This is a genomic window from Gammaproteobacteria bacterium (genome assembly GCA_013214945.1).
GTDB lineage: Bacteria > Pseudomonadota > Gammaproteobacteria > Enterobacterales > Psychrobiaceae > Psychrobium.
Window position 1 is genome coordinate 186,030 of the sequence record JABSRT010000008.1, and the last position, 16,874, is coordinate 202,903.

14 protein-coding genes are annotated in these 16,874 nt (G+C 43.5%); 11 read left to right on the top strand and 3 right to left on the bottom strand.

The features are described from left to right. The first annotated feature begins 131 nt into the window (after window positions 1–131). Window positions 132–530 (top strand): diacylglycerol kinase, encoded by a 399-nt coding sequence (locus HRU23_08250; GenBank protein NRA54120.1) that lies wholly within the window; start codon window positions 132–134, stop codon window positions 528–530. 109 nt (window positions 531–639) lie between these two features. On the opposite strand, the gene HRU23_08255 is transcribed toward HRU23_08250, so the two are convergent. Further along, a complete protein-coding gene (locus HRU23_08255; protein ID NRA54121.1) occupies window positions 640–1,998 on the bottom strand; it encodes a leucyl aminopeptidase family protein in 1,359 nt (452 codons plus the stop codon). 488 nt (window positions 1,999–2,486) lie between these two features. Here HRU23_08255 and HRU23_08260 point away from each other — a divergent pair, with 488 nt between their 5' ends. Then, complete coding sequence (locus HRU23_08260) at window positions 2,487–3,626, top strand: methyl-accepting chemotaxis protein (protein ID NRA54122.1); 1,140 nt, start codon at window positions 2,487–2,489, stop codon at window positions 3,624–3,626. 49 nt (window positions 3,627–3,675) lie between these two features. On the opposite strand, the gene HRU23_08265 is transcribed toward HRU23_08260, so the two are convergent. Further along, window positions 3,676–4,140 (bottom strand): Lrp/AsnC family transcriptional regulator, encoded by a 465-nt coding sequence (locus HRU23_08265; protein ID NRA54123.1) that lies wholly within the window; start codon window positions 4,138–4,140, stop codon window positions 3,676–3,678. A 131-nt stretch (window positions 4,141–4,271) separates the two neighbouring features. Between HRU23_08265 and HRU23_08270 the strand changes: the two genes are divergently transcribed. The 4 genes from HRU23_08270 (at window position 4,272) to HRU23_08285 (ending at window position 10,638) form a co-directional block, all read left to right on the top strand. Then, on the top strand, window positions 4,272–5,180 hold the full coding sequence (locus HRU23_08270) for a DMT family transporter (protein ID NRA54124.1): 909 nt from the start codon (window positions 4,272–4,274) through the stop codon (window positions 5,178–5,180). Between the two features lie 78 nt (window positions 5,181–5,258). After that, on the top strand, window positions 5,259–6,173 hold the full coding sequence (locus HRU23_08275; protein ID NRA54125.1) for a histone deacetylase: 915 nt from the start codon (window positions 5,259–5,261) through the stop codon (window positions 6,171–6,173). 215 nt (window positions 6,174–6,388) lie between these two features. Next, a complete protein-coding gene (locus HRU23_08280) occupies window positions 6,389–7,507 on the top strand; it encodes an efflux RND transporter periplasmic adaptor subunit (protein NRA54126.1) in 1,119 nt (372 codons plus the stop codon). Then, window positions 7,507–10,638, top strand: coding sequence for an efflux RND transporter permease subunit (locus HRU23_08285; GenBank protein ID NRA54127.1), 3,132 nt, complete (start codon window positions 7,507–7,509; stop codon window positions 10,636–10,638). The genes HRU23_08280 and HRU23_08285 overlap by 1 nt, the downstream gene beginning before the upstream one ends. A 68-nt stretch (window positions 10,639–10,706) precedes the next feature. On the opposite strand, the gene HRU23_08290 is transcribed toward HRU23_08285, so the two are convergent. Beyond that, window positions 10,707–10,916: an acetyltransferase gene (locus HRU23_08290; GenBank protein NRA54128.1), complete on the bottom strand. Its 210-nt coding sequence runs from the start codon at window positions 10,914–10,916 to the stop codon at window positions 10,707–10,709. A 541-nt stretch (window positions 10,917–11,457) separates the two neighbouring features. Here HRU23_08290 and HRU23_08295 point away from each other — a divergent pair. The 5 genes from HRU23_08295 to cydD all read left to right on the top strand — a co-directional run. Beyond that, a complete protein-coding gene (locus tag HRU23_08295) occupies window positions 11,458–12,021 on the top strand; it encodes a MarR family transcriptional regulator (protein ID NRA54129.1) in 564 nt (187 codons plus the stop codon). 151 nt (window positions 12,022–12,172) lie between these two features. Further along, window positions 12,173–13,759: a cytochrome ubiquinol oxidase subunit I gene (locus HRU23_08300; GenBank protein ID NRA54130.1), complete on the top strand. Its 1,587-nt coding sequence runs from the start codon at window positions 12,173–12,175 to the stop codon at window positions 13,757–13,759. A gap of 9 nt (window positions 13,760–13,768) precedes the next feature. Next, on the top strand, window positions 13,769–14,923 hold the full coding sequence (gene cydB / locus HRU23_08305) for a cytochrome d ubiquinol oxidase subunit II (protein NRA54131.1): 1,155 nt from the start codon (window positions 13,769–13,771) through the stop codon (window positions 14,921–14,923). A gap of 28 nt (window positions 14,924–14,951) precedes the next feature. Next, entirely contained in the window at window positions 14,952–15,080 is a 129-nt protein-coding gene (cydX, locus tag HRU23_08310) for a cytochrome bd-I oxidase subunit CydX (GenBank protein ID NRA54132.1), read from the top strand. 8 nt (window positions 15,081–15,088) lie between these two features. After that, a partial coding sequence (gene cydD / locus HRU23_08315) for a thiol reductant ABC exporter subunit CydD (GenBank protein ID NRA54133.1) occupies window positions 15,089–16,874 on the top strand: 1,786 nt, incomplete at its 3' end.

Genomic DNA, 16,874 nt, shown 5'->3' on the forward strand with positions numbered 1-16,874 from the left:
CGTTAAATTTGGGGTTGTTTCGTTATTTTTTGTGCTGCCGGTAACGGCCAAACTTTTGTGCTAAATAATATTGTGAGCAGCTACACCTGATGCTAAAGTTTGTTGATTAAACAACAATAAATTAGAGATTAATGACATCGAATAATCAAGGAAATCAATTTAAGCCCAACGGCACAGGTCCACTGCGGATTATTAAGGCCTTTCGTTGTTCGATGTTAGGATTTAAAGCTTGTTATCAACATGAATCGGCGTTTAGGCAAGAGTTATTGCTTTGTGCTGGATTGCTGCCTTTTAGTTTTATCATTAGTACGACGTTAACGATGTGGACGGTCTTAATAGTGAGTATGTTGTTTTTGTTGTTTGCTGAAGTCATAAACTCAGCGATTGAGGCGTTAGCCGATCAAATATCGACAGATCATCATGAATTAATTGGTCGCGCGAAAGACTTGGGTTCGCTAGCCGTGCTGCTAGCGATGACTATTTTAATCTTAGTATGGGCTAACGCGGCTTATCAATTTATTGTGGCTTAGGTCCACGAGTAGGGCCTAAGCCGCAATCGTGGCGAAACCATTTAAGGCCCGCTACTATTGGGTGCTAACCTGCCAGCGTTTCTCATAGTCAATACTGTTATTTGAGCTGTTAGTGGTACTTACTCGCAAGGTAATCAAACACAGCTCTAATGGCAAAAGCTTCGCCACCAATTGGTCTGCCAGGTAAATGACGGACATTAAATGCCATAATGTCGAAGTGGAGCCAGTCGGTCTCTGGTTGAACAAACTCTTGTAAATAAAGCGCCGCGGTAATTGCTCCGCCAAAAGGCCCAGAGGCACAATTGGTTATATCTGCAATTTGGCTATTGAGTAAATTACGGTACGGCTGATAGATAGGCATGCGCCACACTGGGTCATTTATTTTAGCGCCAGCTTGGGTAATGTCAGCGGCTATTTGATCGTTAGTAGAGAAGAAGCCGGGTAGTTCAGTGCCTAATGCAACTCGCATTGCACCGGTTAATGTTGCAAAATCAATTAACAAATCAGGGTTGTCATTTTCAGCTTCGCTCAGCGCATCACACAATACCAAGCGACCTTCGGCATCGGTATTGTCAATTTCAACGGTGATGCCTTTGCGAGTGGTAATCACGTCGCCAGGTCGTAGGGCATTACTTGATACCGCATTTTCGACCGCAGGAATTAATACCCGTAAATTAATTGGTAACTGATGTGACATGATTAATTGTGCTAGGCCTAAAACATGAGCCGAGCCCCCCATATCTTTTTTCATGTTACGCATGCCAGCTGCAGGTTTTAAGTCGAGCCCACCGCTGTCAAAGCATACACCTTTACCGACTAAAGTGACTTTCGGGTGATTTTTGTTACCCCAAGTAAGATCAATTAATCGTGGCTGATGCGCACTGGCACGGCCCACAGCATGAATCGTTGGATAATTTTGTTGTAGTAAATCATCACCAATAATTTGTGTTAACGACCCGTTAAATTGCTGCGCTAAGTCGCTAGCGACCTGTGCTAAGTGTTCGGGCATCATATCGGCAGCCGGTGTATTAACGAGATCTCGCACCAACGCGGTGGCCTGCGCGTACCTTATTGCTTTATCAACAATGGCTTGATCTGGTACCGATAATGAAGGTAAGTCATTGCTCTTGTTGGTGTAGCGATTAAACTGATAGCTACCACTTAACCAAGAAAAACACACTGCATCTAAATACTTGGCGTGTGTTTGCAATGCATATTGACCAACAGGCAGCAGATTAATTAATTGTCCACAGCTAAAGTAATGCTCGAGATCTGCACTGACAAAAAGGGCTTGTGATAGCTCTCCTTGATTGCTGGGAATGAGTGATAAACCATCACCCGTGAAATTGGTTTGTTGCAACCAGGTTTTTAGCTGGTCAGTTTGTTGTGCTAACCACTGATCAAACTGGGATATATCTAACACTATTAAAGGAATGCCGTGGCTGCCAACGTTAATAAATTGCTTCATTTGTTATCTCGGTGTCGTGGTTTACTGTCGTAAAATTAATATATTAGAAGTCATACTAGCATGTTGCCGTTATATGCAGACCGTTTAAAATGTATTTCTCAGTACCAAGATGATGAGGTGGTTTTTGAACATAATAAACGGTGCGCAGTTACAAAGTTTACGATAGGATAGTTTATTGGTGGCTAGGGATTGGCTGCTAATTTACAAGTTTTATAGCAAAAATCGGCAATGTAGATTAACGAGAATTAGTTATCGATTTAGCTATAACACCATGATAGCATGGTTTTATTATATAAAAATAAGATTGAATAAGGACATTCATAGTGAAAACTAACAGTTCATCGCCGATTAAGCGCCGTATTGACCAGCCTGTATTTAGAAGTCTTTTTAGTATCATCTTGTTCCCCGCAGTAGCACTGATAGCTGCCTCTTTAATATTTTCCTACTATATAAAGCTCTCGTTGGAGCAAACCGCACTACTTGTTTCGATGATTGCGATATCATTTTCAATAAGTTGTTATCAATATTGGCACAAAATATATAAGGGCATGGCAAGCTTATTTATCCATGTTGAGCAAATAAAAAAATCCGAACATGTCGACGTTATCAACCGGTTTAGTACCAGTGATTCCGGCGATTTTAATATGGTATTCGACGTTTTAAATAAACGGCGAGAAAAAACCGACATATTACTCAGTGCTTTGTATGCATCATCAGCTCGGTTACAACCGATGGCTGAAGAGTTAGGCAACTCTTATAGTACTATGATGCAAAAAGCAGCCTTACAAGACAGTTTAGGCAAAACTATTCATGGCGCATTATCGTCAGTAGATGCCGCCTCTCATGAAATATTTGTCGATTTAGAATTATTAGTTGTTGAAGCCAATGCTGCTAATTCGGCGGCAGAACAAGCACACGATGCATCAGCCAGTACTCAAAGCAGTCTCGATAATTTGCGGGTGCAGATGGATCATGGTGCGGACGAAATTGCGATCCTTAAAAAGGACAGCGCAGAGATTAATAGCATCATTGAGGTGATTAATTCAATTGCTGAGCAAACTAATTTGTTAGCACTCAACGCGGCCATCGAAGCGGCTCGCGCCGGAGAACAAGGTCGAGGTTTTGCTGTTGTTGCTGATGAAGTACGTACTTTAGCTGAACGAACGGCAAAATCAACCGCCGAAGTCCGTGATATCGTCAGCCGAATTAGTCATGGTACCACCAATGTTTTTGACTCAATGCAACTTGGTTTAACGGCCACTGAAGAGTCGCTGACGTTGTCAAATCATGCATCACAAGCCTTAGATAGCATCATCAAATCAATCCAAACCATTCACACATTGTCCGAACAAATGAAGTTTTCTTCAAAAAATCAGCAAGAAGTATCAGTTGAAACAATGCTGTCGATACAAAATATGGTTAAACTCAACGAAGACGTGCTGGCGCAATCTAAAGATCGAGAATTAACCTCAACCGATTTAAGCCGTTTATCCGACACGCTTAAAGGCGTGCTCGACAAATTTTCCTTTAACGATGCGATTTGGGATAATAACTACCGACCTAAAAAGGAAGTGGTCATGTCAGCTGTCGTAGCAGTTGTGGAAGAGGACGAGGTGGAATTGTTTTAATCATCAATGGCTTGATCAATACTCAAGCCATTATAATTTTGCTGTTACATCACCGTTTTCTTGTGGCTATAGGCAAAGCAGTTTGCTCTTTAAAGGTTCTAATCGCAAAATTAGAGTTAATATCTTTGACCATGGGAATGGTGCGCAATTGGTGCATAAACCCCTCATAAGCAATTAAGTCTGCACAGACAACTTCCAATAAATAATCATATTGGCCCGAGACAACATGGCCATTTATCACCTGTTCCAGGATCGATATTTGTTGTTCAAACTGATCAAGTTCAGTGGCTTGGTGGCTGTTTAAATTAACATGGACAAAAACAGTCATCCCTAAATTAACACTATAACGCGAAATCCTCGCTTGATAACCGACAATAACCTGTTCTTGTTCTAGTCGTTTAATTCGCCTTGCGCAGGGCGACGGTGACAGGTTTACCGCCTCGGCAATTTCTGCGGTGCTAAGTCGGCCATCCTTTTGTAACAGTTCTAAAATACGTTGATCTATCTTGTCCATGATGTTTTCCACTAATAATTAGTCGATTATTGAGTTAATCAGCTAAATATAGCATTTTTATTGTCATAAAAAGCATAAAAACGGCGTGTTATTTTAACCATAATATCCCCTTACTTTATGGAGAGTTTATGATGGTTAGTTTAGTCGCGAAACGGATTGGTATAACAACGGGCAACACAGGTTGGCTCGCATTGCTGGCGACATTAATTATTTGGTCGTCATATTTCATTGTCTTGCGCAGCGGCGCTCAATCGTCGCTCACAAGTTTTGATATGATGGGCTTGCGTTTTTTGCTGCCTGGCATGCTATTAGCACCGTTGTTATATTACCGACGTGCCAAAATATTAGCGGTTAAAAAAAGGTACCTTGTCGGCATTATGTTTGGCGCAGGTTTACCTTTTTTCTTGGTTTGTGTGCTGGCTTCAGGTCAAGTACAAGCCGTGGTCGGTAGCTTATTAGTGCCCGGGGTGGCACCGGTTTTTGTGACATTAATTGCCGTTGTTTGTTATCGGGAAACGTTGGCTAAACGACGCATAATTGGCCTAGCTATCGTCATTTTAGGCATTAGTACTCTAGTAGTGGATCACCTCCGCTCAGGCAATAATCAAGCATATGTTGGCTCATTACTGTACATCATGGCCGCTGCCTGTTGGGCCATCTACACCGTGAGTGTCAAACTCTCAAAATTGGCAGGTTTAGAGATAGCCGCGCTGCTCAATACCACCGCTGCTGCATTATTATTAGTTTTGATCCCGTGTAATATTTTTGAATCGAACATTACGCTGCTTTCTTGGCAACAAGTTATGCCACAACTGGTCGTGATGGGGATTTTTTCTGGCTTGGTCTCGGTAATAACCTATGGTCACGCGATTAAGCAACTAGGCGCGGAGTTATCTGCGTGCTGGGGAGCAACAACGCCGGTATTAGTTGCTATTTTGGCTTATTTGGTTTTAGGGGAGAGCCTTAATATCGCGACTGTTATCGCCATGGTAGTGATTATACTCGGGGTAGTGTGTGCAAATTACAAATCACAGCGCTGAGTATTATTGAAAATATGCTATACCATTGACCTTGAGCACAGTATGCTAGATTTTTTATCCTGTGCTTAAAAGTTTAAGATGATCCTGCCACTAATTACTCACCCGCATTATAGTTATGATTTCCAGAGTAAACATCGATTTCCGATGCAAAAATTTAGACTATTACACCAATATTTAAAAGAGCAGGGCATTGCTCAAGCCACTAATACTTATCGCCCCGGCACTGCAAAATTGAAATTATTAGAGGCCGCCCATTGCCCCGAGTATCTAAATCGTTTTATTAACAATCAAATGGACAGCAAAGAGTTACGCCGGATGGGCTTGCCTTGGAGCGAAGGTTTGCTACGGCGTAGTTTGATTTCACCCGTGGGTACGTTGTTAACTTGTCAGCTGGCGTTAAAACATAAAATTGCTTGCCATCTTGCCGGCGGTACTCATCATGCACATTATGATTTTGCTTCGGGCTTTTGTATTTTTAATGATTTAGCCATTGCGGCGAATAGTTTGATTGCACATGGCAAAGTAAAGAAAGTGCTAATATTCGATGTTGACGTGCATCAGGGTGATGGCAGTGCGCGAATTTTAGCCAATCAACCTCAAGTATTTACTTGCTCGGTTCATTGTGAAAAAAACTTCCCCGTGCGCAAAGCCAACAGTGATTTAGACATTAATGTTCCAGTGGGTGCGACCGATGATCTTTATCTGCAAATGATGATCGATGGTTTTGAGCAGGCTCTCGCGTTGAGCAAGCCCGACTTTATTATTTATGATGCTGGGGTCGATGTGTTTGTTGACGACCCATTAGGGTTAATAAACCTCACATTGCAAGGGATCCGCCAGCGTGATCATTACGTGTTAAAGCGTTGCCTTGAACTAAATATTCCGGTGGCAACAGTGATTGGTGGTGGTTATGATAAAAACGAGCTGGCGTTGGCTAAGCGTCATGCCATTGCGGTTGAAGAAGCTGATAAATTGTTAAGAGCTTTTACTTAGGAGCTTTTACTAAAAATATTTGCCTTAATGAGAGGCCTAAGTGTAAAGGCTATCTCGAAAGCATATCTCAATAGACAATCTCAATTAATTATCCCAATAGAGATAATTACAATTTTGATCTAAATAAGCGTTTAAAAAATAGCTTAAACAAGAGTAAGATAGCTAGTGTTGTTGCTCGGAAGCAATGATTTCGATCATAAATCAGGGAGTGTTATATGAGGTCATTGACGGTCGCAGCAGCTTTTTATTTGGCCATTTTAAATGGCTCATTACTGACCAGCGGCGCACTGTTTGCTGCTGATAACATTACTAATCAGTTAATCGCTACTTCAGTCACGACACAATCGGTACAGTCGCTGGTTTTTTATCCTTCAAGAAATGCCCCTGCGAGCACTCAAGCTCTAAATCATAGTCAAGTACCGGCCCAAATAGACGCATTAGTTAACGCAATGTTAGTCCGGGTCGGTGATAAGGTGACTAAAGGCCAGCAATTGGCATTGTTAGATTGCACGCAAGCAACCCTCAATGTAAATGCTCAGCAGGCACAATACCAACAACATAAAATCAATTATCAATTTCAACAACGCCAACTTAAACGTGGCAATAATTTGGCCAAGCGAAAAATAATTGGTGAAGTTGAATTAGACCAAATCAATACCAGCATGTTAAGTGCACGCGCATTGCTGTCGGCTCAACAGTCGCGAGTTGATCAAGCACTGCTTAATCAAACACGTTGTAAAATTATTGCGCCTTTTAATGGCATGGTGACCAAAAGATTGGTTAATGAAGGCGAAATGGTCGCGCCTGGTCGGTCGATAATATTATTAGTCCAACTTGATAATGTTGAAGTAACGGCTAATGTCGCGTTAAACGATACGCAGTCTTTTACCCAAGCCAAATCATTCTATTTTGAAAGTTCGGATCAACAGTACCCATTAACCCGTCGGATATTGTTGCCCTTGGTGCTCGACCAAACCCGTAGCCGCCAAGCTCGCTTGAACTTTTCAAAGCAATCGGCGATGCCGGGATTGACCGGCCGATTAATTTGGGTCGCCGCCACCGCGCATTTACCGGCCAATATGTTGCAACAACGCGGCGATCACTATGGGGTATTTGTTGTGATCGACCAACACGTTAAGTTTATCGCGCTTGCTGACGCCCAAGCAGGGCGGCCAATCGCAATTAACATTGGCCACCAGTGGACCGATTATCCCTTAGCTATCGAAGGTCGGCACGGCTTACTTGATGGCCAAGCCGTGAGCATAAAAACCCTAGACGTCACACCCAATAACAACAACGTAAGCACTAACCGTCAAACAGGAGCATCAGACTAATGTGGCTACGGCGATTAATTGCAAATCACGTATTAACCAATTTAATATTTGTGCTGGTATTAGCGGTCGGGGCCGTGGTTTATTTGGGTTTACCACGCGAGCAAGATCCGGCGATTAATTTTAATTGGGTTCAAATAACGACGTTTTTACCCGGTGCTTCAGCGCAAGATGTCGAACGTAAAATCACTGATGTGTTAGAGGAATCACTCGAGAAAATAAAGGACATTAAATTTGTTTCAAGTACCTCGCGCGAAGCTATCTCGAGTGTATTGGTACGGTTTAATGACATAGGCAGCGAAAAATTTAGTCAGCGTATTGCTGATTTACGCCGTGAAGTAAATAACGCAGAAGCGAAATTACCAGCAGAGGCCCAACGACCCGAAATTTTTGAAGTCACTACAGCTAACGCCTTTCCTACCGCGATTGTCGTGGTGAGTGGTCCGGCCAATAACGAAAACTTACGTCGTCAAGGCCGGCAATTAGAAAAAGATTTGGCCCGGATCAAAGGGGTCGATCGGGTTCAGCCCACGGGTTTATTGGATCCTGAAATACAAGTCCAATTCGATATTTCGAAAATTCAACAGCTAGGAATTTCGCCTGTCACCATTGCTAACTCGATTAGGGGTTTTTTTCAGGATACCTCAGCCGGAACCACCAGAATTGCACAAGATCAATGGCTGATCCGTGTTCAAGGCACGACAGCTGATCCCGAATTATTGGCTCAGATCCCAATTTTAAGTGCGCAAGCAAGCTACAGTGAAGTACAACTGGGCGAGGTAGCAAAAGTTGTGCGTACGCGTGCTAAAGCATCGCGCTTGGTACGTTACCAAGGACAACCCGCGATATTATTTTCGGTAATGAAACAACAAAGCAGCAATACCTTAGCGCTGGTTGCTCGCATAGATCAATTCATTAATAACAAACATAAATTTGAATCGCAACTAGGGGTCAAGTTTACCCTGATTGATGATCAAACATTAATTACCCGCAATGCCCTCAACATCATGCAGACCAACGCCATTTATGGTTTATTGATGGTGATGGTCGTGACCTGGTTATTCTTAGGCACAAAAATAAGCATGTTAGTGACTATTGGCATTCCATTTACGTTAGCAGGTACTTTTATAGGGCTTTATTTATTGGGCCAGACTTTAAATACTCAGGTTTTATTAGCGGTGGTCATTGCGCTTGGCATGTTGGTTGATGATGCAGTGGTCGTGGTGGAGTCGATTAATCACCAGTTACAAAAAGGCCTTAAAGGTATTGATGCTGCATGGCAAGGATTGACCGACGTTATTAGCCCAGTAACCGCGTCGGTATTGACTACGATGGCGGCCTTTTTACCGCTAATGTTGCTACCTGGTATTTTAGGCAAGTTTATGATGGTGATCCCTTTAGTGGTTACCTTAGCATTAGCGCTGAGCCTAGTAGAGGCGTACTGGATGCTGCCAGGTCATATCATTGCTGCTAACGTTAACTTTGAACAGCCATCTAAAAGCGAGCGAATTCGCCGTCGAGTGCTGCATAAATTAAAAGTTAAATACGGCTTTGCGCTGATTAAAGTGATGCGTTCTCCTAAACGAACCTTAGCTGCGTTGTTTGGGCTGTTTTTGTTATCTATTGGCGCAGTGGCCAGTGGTGCGATTAAAATGGATTTTTTTGCGTCGGACAATATCAGGCTTTTTTATATTAACGTTGAAATGCCAGCCTCGAGTTCACTCGATCAAAGCATGAACAAAGTATTGCAAGTCGAAGCAGTTGCTAGCAAGTTATTACAGGCGCATGAAGTGCGTTCAATCGTCAGTTACGCGGGCCAAATGTTTACCGAAACGGAGCCGTTGTTTGCGCCCAATATTGGCCAGGTTTTGGTTAGTCTCAATGCTCGCGACGAAGAAATGCGCAGTGTGGTTGAAATTATCGATGACTTAAGGGGGCAAGTTACTAGCGTTGTTGGCCCAACCAATATCTCATTTCTAAAGCTCGCTGGTGGTCCGCCAACGACTAAAGCCATTAGCGTAAAAGTACGCGGCGATGACTATCAGCAATTACGCGCGGCGACTACGGCGCTAAGTTCAATATTAAAGTCGCATCCACAGCAGCATTATCTTGATATTAGTGATGACGACAGTAAAGGGCGGCTTGGTTTAACCTTGACACTTAACGCTGATGCGATTAATCGCTCAGGCATTGCGCCAACAGATGTTTATCGCTCGCTTAAAATGTTGGTTGATGGCGAAATTATTAGTTATATCCAAAGTGAGGGCGATCGAATTGCGCTGCGGCTTAAATCATCAGCAGCGGTTAATAATGCTTTTGACAATATCGACGCGGTATTAGATCTCGCATTGCCAACCCCTGAGGGCATCTTGGTACCTTTAAGCTCTTTAGTGCACACCAAAGTAGAACAAGTAAAAGGTAATTTTAGGCATTATGATTTCAGACGGACCATTACCCTCGACGCTGATATTGATAAAACAAAAACCGATACGGTAGCGGCCAATGACCAGCTTAAGGCTTATTGGGCGACAATCGCCCATCAGCACCCCAATGTTTCGCTTGATTTTACTGGTGTACTAGACGACATCAATGAAAGCATTAGTGCGATGGGTGGACTATTTTTGTTTGGCATTGGCTTAATGTACATTATTTTAAGTACTCAATTTCAAAGCTATTTTCAGCCGGCGATGATTTTATTTACGGTGCCAATGGCGTTTATTGGGGTTATTCTTGGTTTGGCTGTGTCGGGCAACCCGCTAAGTTTGTACACTTTATACGGAATTGTCGCGTTAGCAGGCATGGCGGTAAACGCATCTATCGTATTAATTTCAAAAGCCAACGATAACCTCACAAGCGGCATGAGCTTGATGCACTCAACATTTTATGCCGCCAGACGGCGGATGATGCCCATTGTGATCACCACAATGACCACTGTAGCTGGGTTATTTTCTTTGGCCATGGGCTTAGGAGGGCACTCGTTAGTGTGGGCGCCAGTTGCGATCTCTATTGTGTGGGGCTTGATTTTTTCTTCGCTATTGACGCTATTTGTGGTGCCCGTGTTATACCAAACCTTTATGAAACGTTCCAAGCGCGCGACTAATCCGGTGCACACCGAATCAGCTGTAGCCAAGTAAGCACTGATTAAATAAATTCAGGTTTAGCAGAGCCCTGATGCCAGGATTATCGCTGCCATTGTTAGCGCTTATTTTACCCGGTAATGGCCATCTAACCAACAGTTTGGCAGTGCTTCGCCTGATGGGAAGCACAGCTTGGCTTTGTCGATCATTTCAGGATCAATCAAATCTTCACCACATTGAAATTGCACTAACAGAGCGGTTTTAAACGGATTTGACAAATCGTGGGTATCAAAAACTTCGACTAAATCGCCAGATTTTATTTCAGATAAAAACATAATAACTCCAGTTTTCATTAAGAACAGATATAAAGCCTCGCCCAGTATCGTTCATTTATCCATCGATTCCAAGTGTCGCCGCTAGCTGTGATTGCGTTTAATTATTAATCAAACTGACTATTCTATTAGCTCGATTCTACTTACGCTGGATTAACTGCGATTAAAATATTTTTGATCAAGTAAGGTCGGCAAATAAATACATTGCGGATATTTGGCGTTGTTATTTGTTGGCTCGGCTGTTTGTTGACGATCTGTTTTTTAATCGTATCAGACAATTAGTCAATATTTTTTGACCTAGCATCATTTATCACTATTGCGGGGCCTGCGGTGATGGTTTTGTTTATCCTCCCGAGTGAGCCACTTGATAACCGGGTAAATAGCTGTTTTTAAGGCATTTTTATCAGCGCTGTTTAGCATGTTATTTCTTAATTCGGTAGGGGCAACAGCCAAGCAATAAATGCGATTGCAGCAAATTGATCTTGATCAATTAATATAAACGTTCTAAACTTTCAGAAATTATTGAAACTTCAGAATATTCATTATGGAAATCTCAGAAAAAAATCAATCCTTTGTTTATCACTTTGGTGAAATGGGCAGTAAATGGGGCTTTAATCGCACTGTCGGCCAAATGTATGCATTGTTAGTGATTTCGGAAAATCCGCTGACCGCCAATGAGCTGGCCAGTGGATTAAGTATCTCGCGCGGCAATGTCAGCATGGGCATTAAAGAGCTGCAATCTTGGCAGCTGGTTCAGGTTTGTCATGTACCTGGCGATCGCAAAGAATATTATCGGTCGATTGGCAGTGTATGGGACATGGCCAACACCGTATTTGAAGAGCGGCGAAAACGAGAAGTAGACCCGACCTTGTCGGTGTTACGGAATCTGTTATTAGAAGCACCTAAAGGTGAGAGTGAAGTTTACGCCCAGCAACAGATGCAAGACATTCATGATTTGCTCGAAATGCTCACCCAATGGGCCGCTGAGTTACAGCGCCTTAGCCCTGAGCAATTAGGCACCTTAATGAAATTAGGCGCTGGGGTGTCCAAGATGCTGTCGGTTAAACAGCAATTGTTCTCTAAAACAAAAGATAAAAAATTAGATTAAAACGAGTACCAACGAACAAAATTTAGTACCGAAACTAACATCAAAGCTAGTAATCGCTGTACTTGCAGTTAAACCAATACTAATACTAATACTGATAGCGCGGCAACTAATATGACTGCCGCAGGAGCCTAATCACCATGATGAAAATATTATGATAAACGAAACCTTAGTCGAGTTATCGCGCTGGCAATTTGCCGTGACCGCGCTTTTTCACTTTTTGTTTGTGCCATTAACCATCGGCATGACTTGGATTTTATTCATCATGGAAGCGGTTTTTGTGATGACAGGCCGCGAAATTTACCGTGACATGACCAAATTTTGGGGCAAATTATTCGGGATTAATTTCGCGATTGGTGTCGCGACTGGTCTAACGATGGAGTTCGAGTTTGGCACCAACTGGTCCTATTATTCGCATTATGTTGGTGATGTTTTTGGCGCGCCCTTGGCGATTGAAGGCTTAATGGCATTCTTTTTAGAATCGACCTTCGTTGGCATGTTTTTTCTTGGTTGGGACAGATTAAGCCGGCGCCAACATCTCGCGGGCACGTTTTTAATGGCGTTAGGCACCAACTTTTCGGCGTTGTGGATCTTAATTGCCAACGGCTGGATGCAAAACCCGGTCGGCAGTGAATTTAACTATGTCACAATGCGTATGGAATTGGTGAGCTTTTCCGAGATTATTTTTAACCCAGTTGCTCAGGTTAAATTTATTCATACCGTGGCTGCGGGTTATGTTGCAGGCTCAATGTTTGTGTTAAGCATTAGCAGTTATTACTTGCTTAAGGGCCGTGATATTGCGTTTGCAAAGCGATCATTTTCGGTTGCGGCAGGTTTCGGCATTGCGGCTATTTTCTCGGTTATTTTACTTGGCGATGAGTCCGGTTATGAAGTGGGCGAGGTACAACGGGTTAAACTCGCGGCCATAGAAGCTGAATATCATACCGAACCGGCCCCCGCGGCATTTACCCTCATTGGCTTGCCCGATGATGAAGCGATGGAAACCCATTACGCGGTCAAAATCCCTTATGCGCTAGGCATTATCGCGACCAGATCTCTAGATGAAGAGGTAATAGGGCTACGCGATTTACAAAAAATGCATGAGCCACGGATCCGTAATGGCATGATAGCTTACGGTTATTTAGTGAAATTACGTAATGGTGAAGAAACACCTGAGAATATTGCAGGGTTTAATCAAACTAAGCAAGATCTTGGTTATGGTCTACTCCTAAAACGTTATACCGATAACGTCGTTGATGCCACCGAAGTACAAATTCAACAAGCGGTAAAAGATTCGATTCCACAAGTAGCGCCCGTATTTTGGGCCTTTCGAATGATGGTCGCCTCTGGAGTGGTGATGTTAGTGCTGTTCGGTTTGGCCTTTTATTATAATGCTCGGCGCCAAATTGAGACCAAACGCTGGTTGTTGCGGGCTATATTATGGGCCTTGCCTTTACCTTGGGTAGCGATAGAAACTGGCTGGTTTGTCGCTGAATTTGGTCGTCAGCCTTGGGCGATCAGTGAAATATTGCCAACCTTTCTAGCGACCTCTGATTTAGCCGTTAACGATGTTTTATTTTCTCTGGTTGCTTTTATCATCGTGTACACGCTGTTATTCATTATAGAAATGTGGCTAATGATCCGCTTTGCTAAAATGGGGCCAAGTGCCTTGCATACCGGCCGTTACCACTTTGAACAAAGCCCCCCAGTCAATACTGGTTTACGCCACGATAACGCTTAGGAAAAGAGTATGTTTGATTACGAAACACTAAAATTATTATGGTGGGCAATCATCGGTTTTCTGTTGATTGGATTTGCAATTACCGACGGCATGGACATGGGCGTAGGTGGCCTGTTGCCCTTTGTTGCCGAGGCAGATGTTGAACGTCGGGTGGTGATTAATACGGTTGGCGCTCATTGGGATGGCAACCAAGTGTGGTTTATCACCGCCGGTGCGTCGCTATTTGCGGCGTGGCCGATGGTTTATGGTGCGGCATTTAGTGGCTTTTATTTTGCGATGATGCTGACCTTGTTTTGTTTGTTTTTAAGACCTTTGGCCTTTGACTATCGCAGTAAAATTGAATCAGCGCGCTGGCGTAGTAACTGGGATTGGGCATTATTTGTCGGCTCAATGGTGCCACCACTGGTGTTTGGCATTGCGTTTGGCAACTTACTGCAAGGGGTGCCATTTCAGTTCGATCAGTTGATGCGTGTCACTTATACCGGCACATTTTTAGCCTTGTTTAACCCATTTGCATTGCTCAGTGGGGTGGTAAGCCTGGCGATGGTATTAATGCATGGCACTACTTGGTTGGTCATGCGAACCGATCAGCAGGTCGCATCACGCGCTGCCCGTATTGGTAGCATAGTGCCTTTGGTATTAATTGTTAGTTTCGTCGGTGCTGGTTTAATGATTTGGCAAACGGTTGATGGTTATGTTGTGACCAGTACGTTAGACAAAATGGCCCAAGCCCAACCCACAACTAAACAGGTCGAGATTGTGGCCCAAGCTTGGCTCAATAACTATTATGCAAACCCCTTGTTGTGGTTAATCCCGCTTGCAGTAATAGCAATGTCACTAGTGGTGGTCTTATTAATGCGACTTAAAGTCAAAACGACCATGACTAAAGTCGCTGCGTTTATTGCCAGCTCAGTAGCAACCGCGGGCATAATTTTAACCGCTGGTGTTGCGATGTTTCCTTTTGTAATGCCATCGAGCAGCGTGCCTGATCACAGCTTGTTAATGTGGGACACGGTATCGAGTGAGCAAACGTTAGGCTTAATGTTTGTGGTAGTGGCGGTATTTATCCCGATCATTCTTGCTTATACCATTTGGTGTTATAGCAAAATGTGGCGCACGGTGACCATTGCCGAAATTGAACAAAACAGCCACTCGGCTTACTAAAACTCGGCTTATTTAAAAGGAATAAATTATGTGGTATTTCAGTTGGTTGTTAGGGGTGCTGTTAGCGGTTTCCTTAGGCATTATAAATGTAATGTGGTACGAAATGGAGCAACATGTTGATAATGTTGCCAAAGATCAAGACGCTGACGAGTCGTAATTAACAGCATGAAGCAAACACCAAATAGCCAAGAGGTAACCGATCAAAAAACGTTAACCACTTGGCTTAAATCCCAAAAAGCACAATCACAAGGTCGTTTGAGCAAAGCCATTGCCTTAGGCTCGCTCAATGGTATTTTAATGATCGGCCAAACGGCACTGCTGGCTTATATTATTAATGAAATGGTGTTCAATAACGCGCTGGTGAAAAATCAATTACTTAATGACAATGGCTTTTACGCGGTGCTTGATTTAGACGTGCTAGGTCTAGAGGTAATAGGCCTCGTCGTGGTTATCTTGCTGCGGGCGCTGCTGGCTTATTTTAGCGAATGTTATAGCCGCCGTGGCGCCATCGCGATTAAAAGCCATTTACGATCACAATTACTCAAACGATTATTTGTACTTGGCCCTGCGTATACCCAGCATCAGGGCAGTGCCAAACTCGCCCATTTAGTGCAACAAGGTGTCGACTCGTTAGAAGATTACTTTGCCGGCTATTTACCCGTTGTTGCTTATTGCAGTGTCATCCCGCTGGCTATTTTAATGGCGGTGTTCCCGATTGATTGGAAATCAGGGTTAATCTTGTTATTAACCGCGCCGATGGTGCCTTTTTTTATGATCTTAATTGGTCATAAAGCGCAAAAACTTAACCAGCAGCATTGGTCAAAGTTACTGCGAATGAGCAGTCACTTTCTCGATATTATCGAGGGTCTAACCCAGTTGAAAATATTTAATGCGTCGCGTCGTGAAATAGCCGCGGTTAAAAAGATCAGTGACGATTTTGGTGACCAAACCATGGCAATTTTGAAGGTCGCATTTTTGTCATCATTTTTTTTGGAATTTCTCGCCTCAATTTCAATCGCGTTAGTCGCCGTCATTTTGGGCTTTCGACTTTATTATGGCCATGTTGATTATCTGCTCGCCTTGTGGGTGTTGTTGTTAGCGCCAGAATTTTACTTGCCTTTTCGCCAGCTAGGCGCTCAGTATCACGCAAAAATGACAGGCGTGAGCGCCGCGGCTGACATGGTTGAATTATTACAGCACCCCGTACCTAATGAACAAACAAAGCAACATTTTAGCCAACCCTTCACCCTCGAGTTTTCAAAATTACATTTTAGTTATCCTGACCGAGCACCCGCGCTCAGCGAGATTAATTTAAGCTTAAGTGGGCCAGGACTTTATGCGGTGATTGGTGAAAGTGGCGCCGGAAAATCGACCTTAATCGATATTATATTAGGCTTTATCAGTGCTAGCGATGGCGAGTTTCGGGTCAACAATCAACGGCTAGACGCCGCCAATCGTGATAGCTGGTTGCAACATTGTGGTTGGATTGCCCAGCAGGGGCATGTCTTTTACGGCACCTTAGGTTTCAATGTTGCAATGGCCGATGACTTTGAACCCAATCGGGTTATCGATGCATTAACACAAGCGGGATTGAGTCAATTTGTTGCCCAACTAGCACATGGCATTAATAGCCATGTTGGCGAGGGTGGTGCTGGGCTTTCGGGGGGGCAGGCACAGCGATTGGCCTTAGCTCGGGCATTTTATAATCAACCTGGGGTGTTAATTCTCGATGAGCCGACCAGCAACCTCGACCAAGCTACCGAGCAATTGGTTAGCGCGGCGATTGCCAAATATGCCCAACACCATTTAGTGATTGTCATTGCTCATCGGCTTAGCACCGTTGTCGATGCCAAAGAAATAATCGTGCTCGGGCAAGGGCAGGTTATTGAACGGGGCAATCATCAACAATTGCTTAACCGTGCGGGTTATTATGCCAGTTTACTGCAGCAAT

Bases quoted from the DNA above. Each gene is read 5' to 3' on its own strand.
- HRU23_08300 (NRA54130.1), top strand. From the start codon at position 12,173: ATGATAAACGAAACCTTAGTCGAGTTATCGCGCTGGCAATTTGCCGTG.
- HRU23_08250 (NRA54120.1), top strand. From the start codon at position 132: ATGACATCGAATAATCAAGGAAATCAATTTAAGCCCAACGGCACAGGT.
- cydX (NRA54132.1), top strand. From the start codon at position 14,952: ATGTGGTATTTCAGTTGGTTGTTAGGGGTGCTGTTAGCGGTTTCCTTA.
- HRU23_08280 (NRA54126.1), top strand. From the start codon at position 6,389: ATGAGGTCATTGACGGTCGCAGCAGCTTTTTATTTGGCCATTTTAAAT.
- cydB (NRA54131.1), top strand. From the start codon at position 13,769: ATGTTTGATTACGAAACACTAAAATTATTATGGTGGGCAATCATCGGT.
- HRU23_08275 (NRA54125.1), top strand. From the start codon at position 5,259: ATGATCCTGCCACTAATTACTCACCCGCATTATAGTTATGATTTCCAG.
- HRU23_08285 (NRA54127.1), top strand. From the start codon at position 7,507: ATGTGGCTACGGCGATTAATTGCAAATCACGTATTAACCAATTTAATA.
- HRU23_08265 (NRA54123.1), bottom strand. From the start codon at position 4,140: ATGGACAAGATAGATCAACGTATTTTAGAACTGTTACAAAAGGATGGC.
- HRU23_08295 (NRA54129.1), top strand. From the start codon at position 11,458: ATGGAAATCTCAGAAAAAAATCAATCCTTTGTTTATCACTTTGGTGAA.
- HRU23_08270 (NRA54124.1), top strand. From the start codon at position 4,272: ATGGTTAGTTTAGTCGCGAAACGGATTGGTATAACAACGGGCAACACA.
- HRU23_08260 (NRA54122.1), top strand. From the start codon at position 2,487: ATGATTGCGATATCATTTTCAATAAGTTGTTATCAATATTGGCACAAA.
- HRU23_08255 (NRA54121.1), bottom strand. From the start codon at position 1,998: ATGAAGCAATTTATTAACGTTGGCAGCCACGGCATTCCTTTAATAGTG.
- HRU23_08290 (NRA54128.1), bottom strand. From the start codon at position 10,916: ATGTTTTTATCTGAAATAAAATCTGGCGATTTAGTCGAAGTTTTTGAT.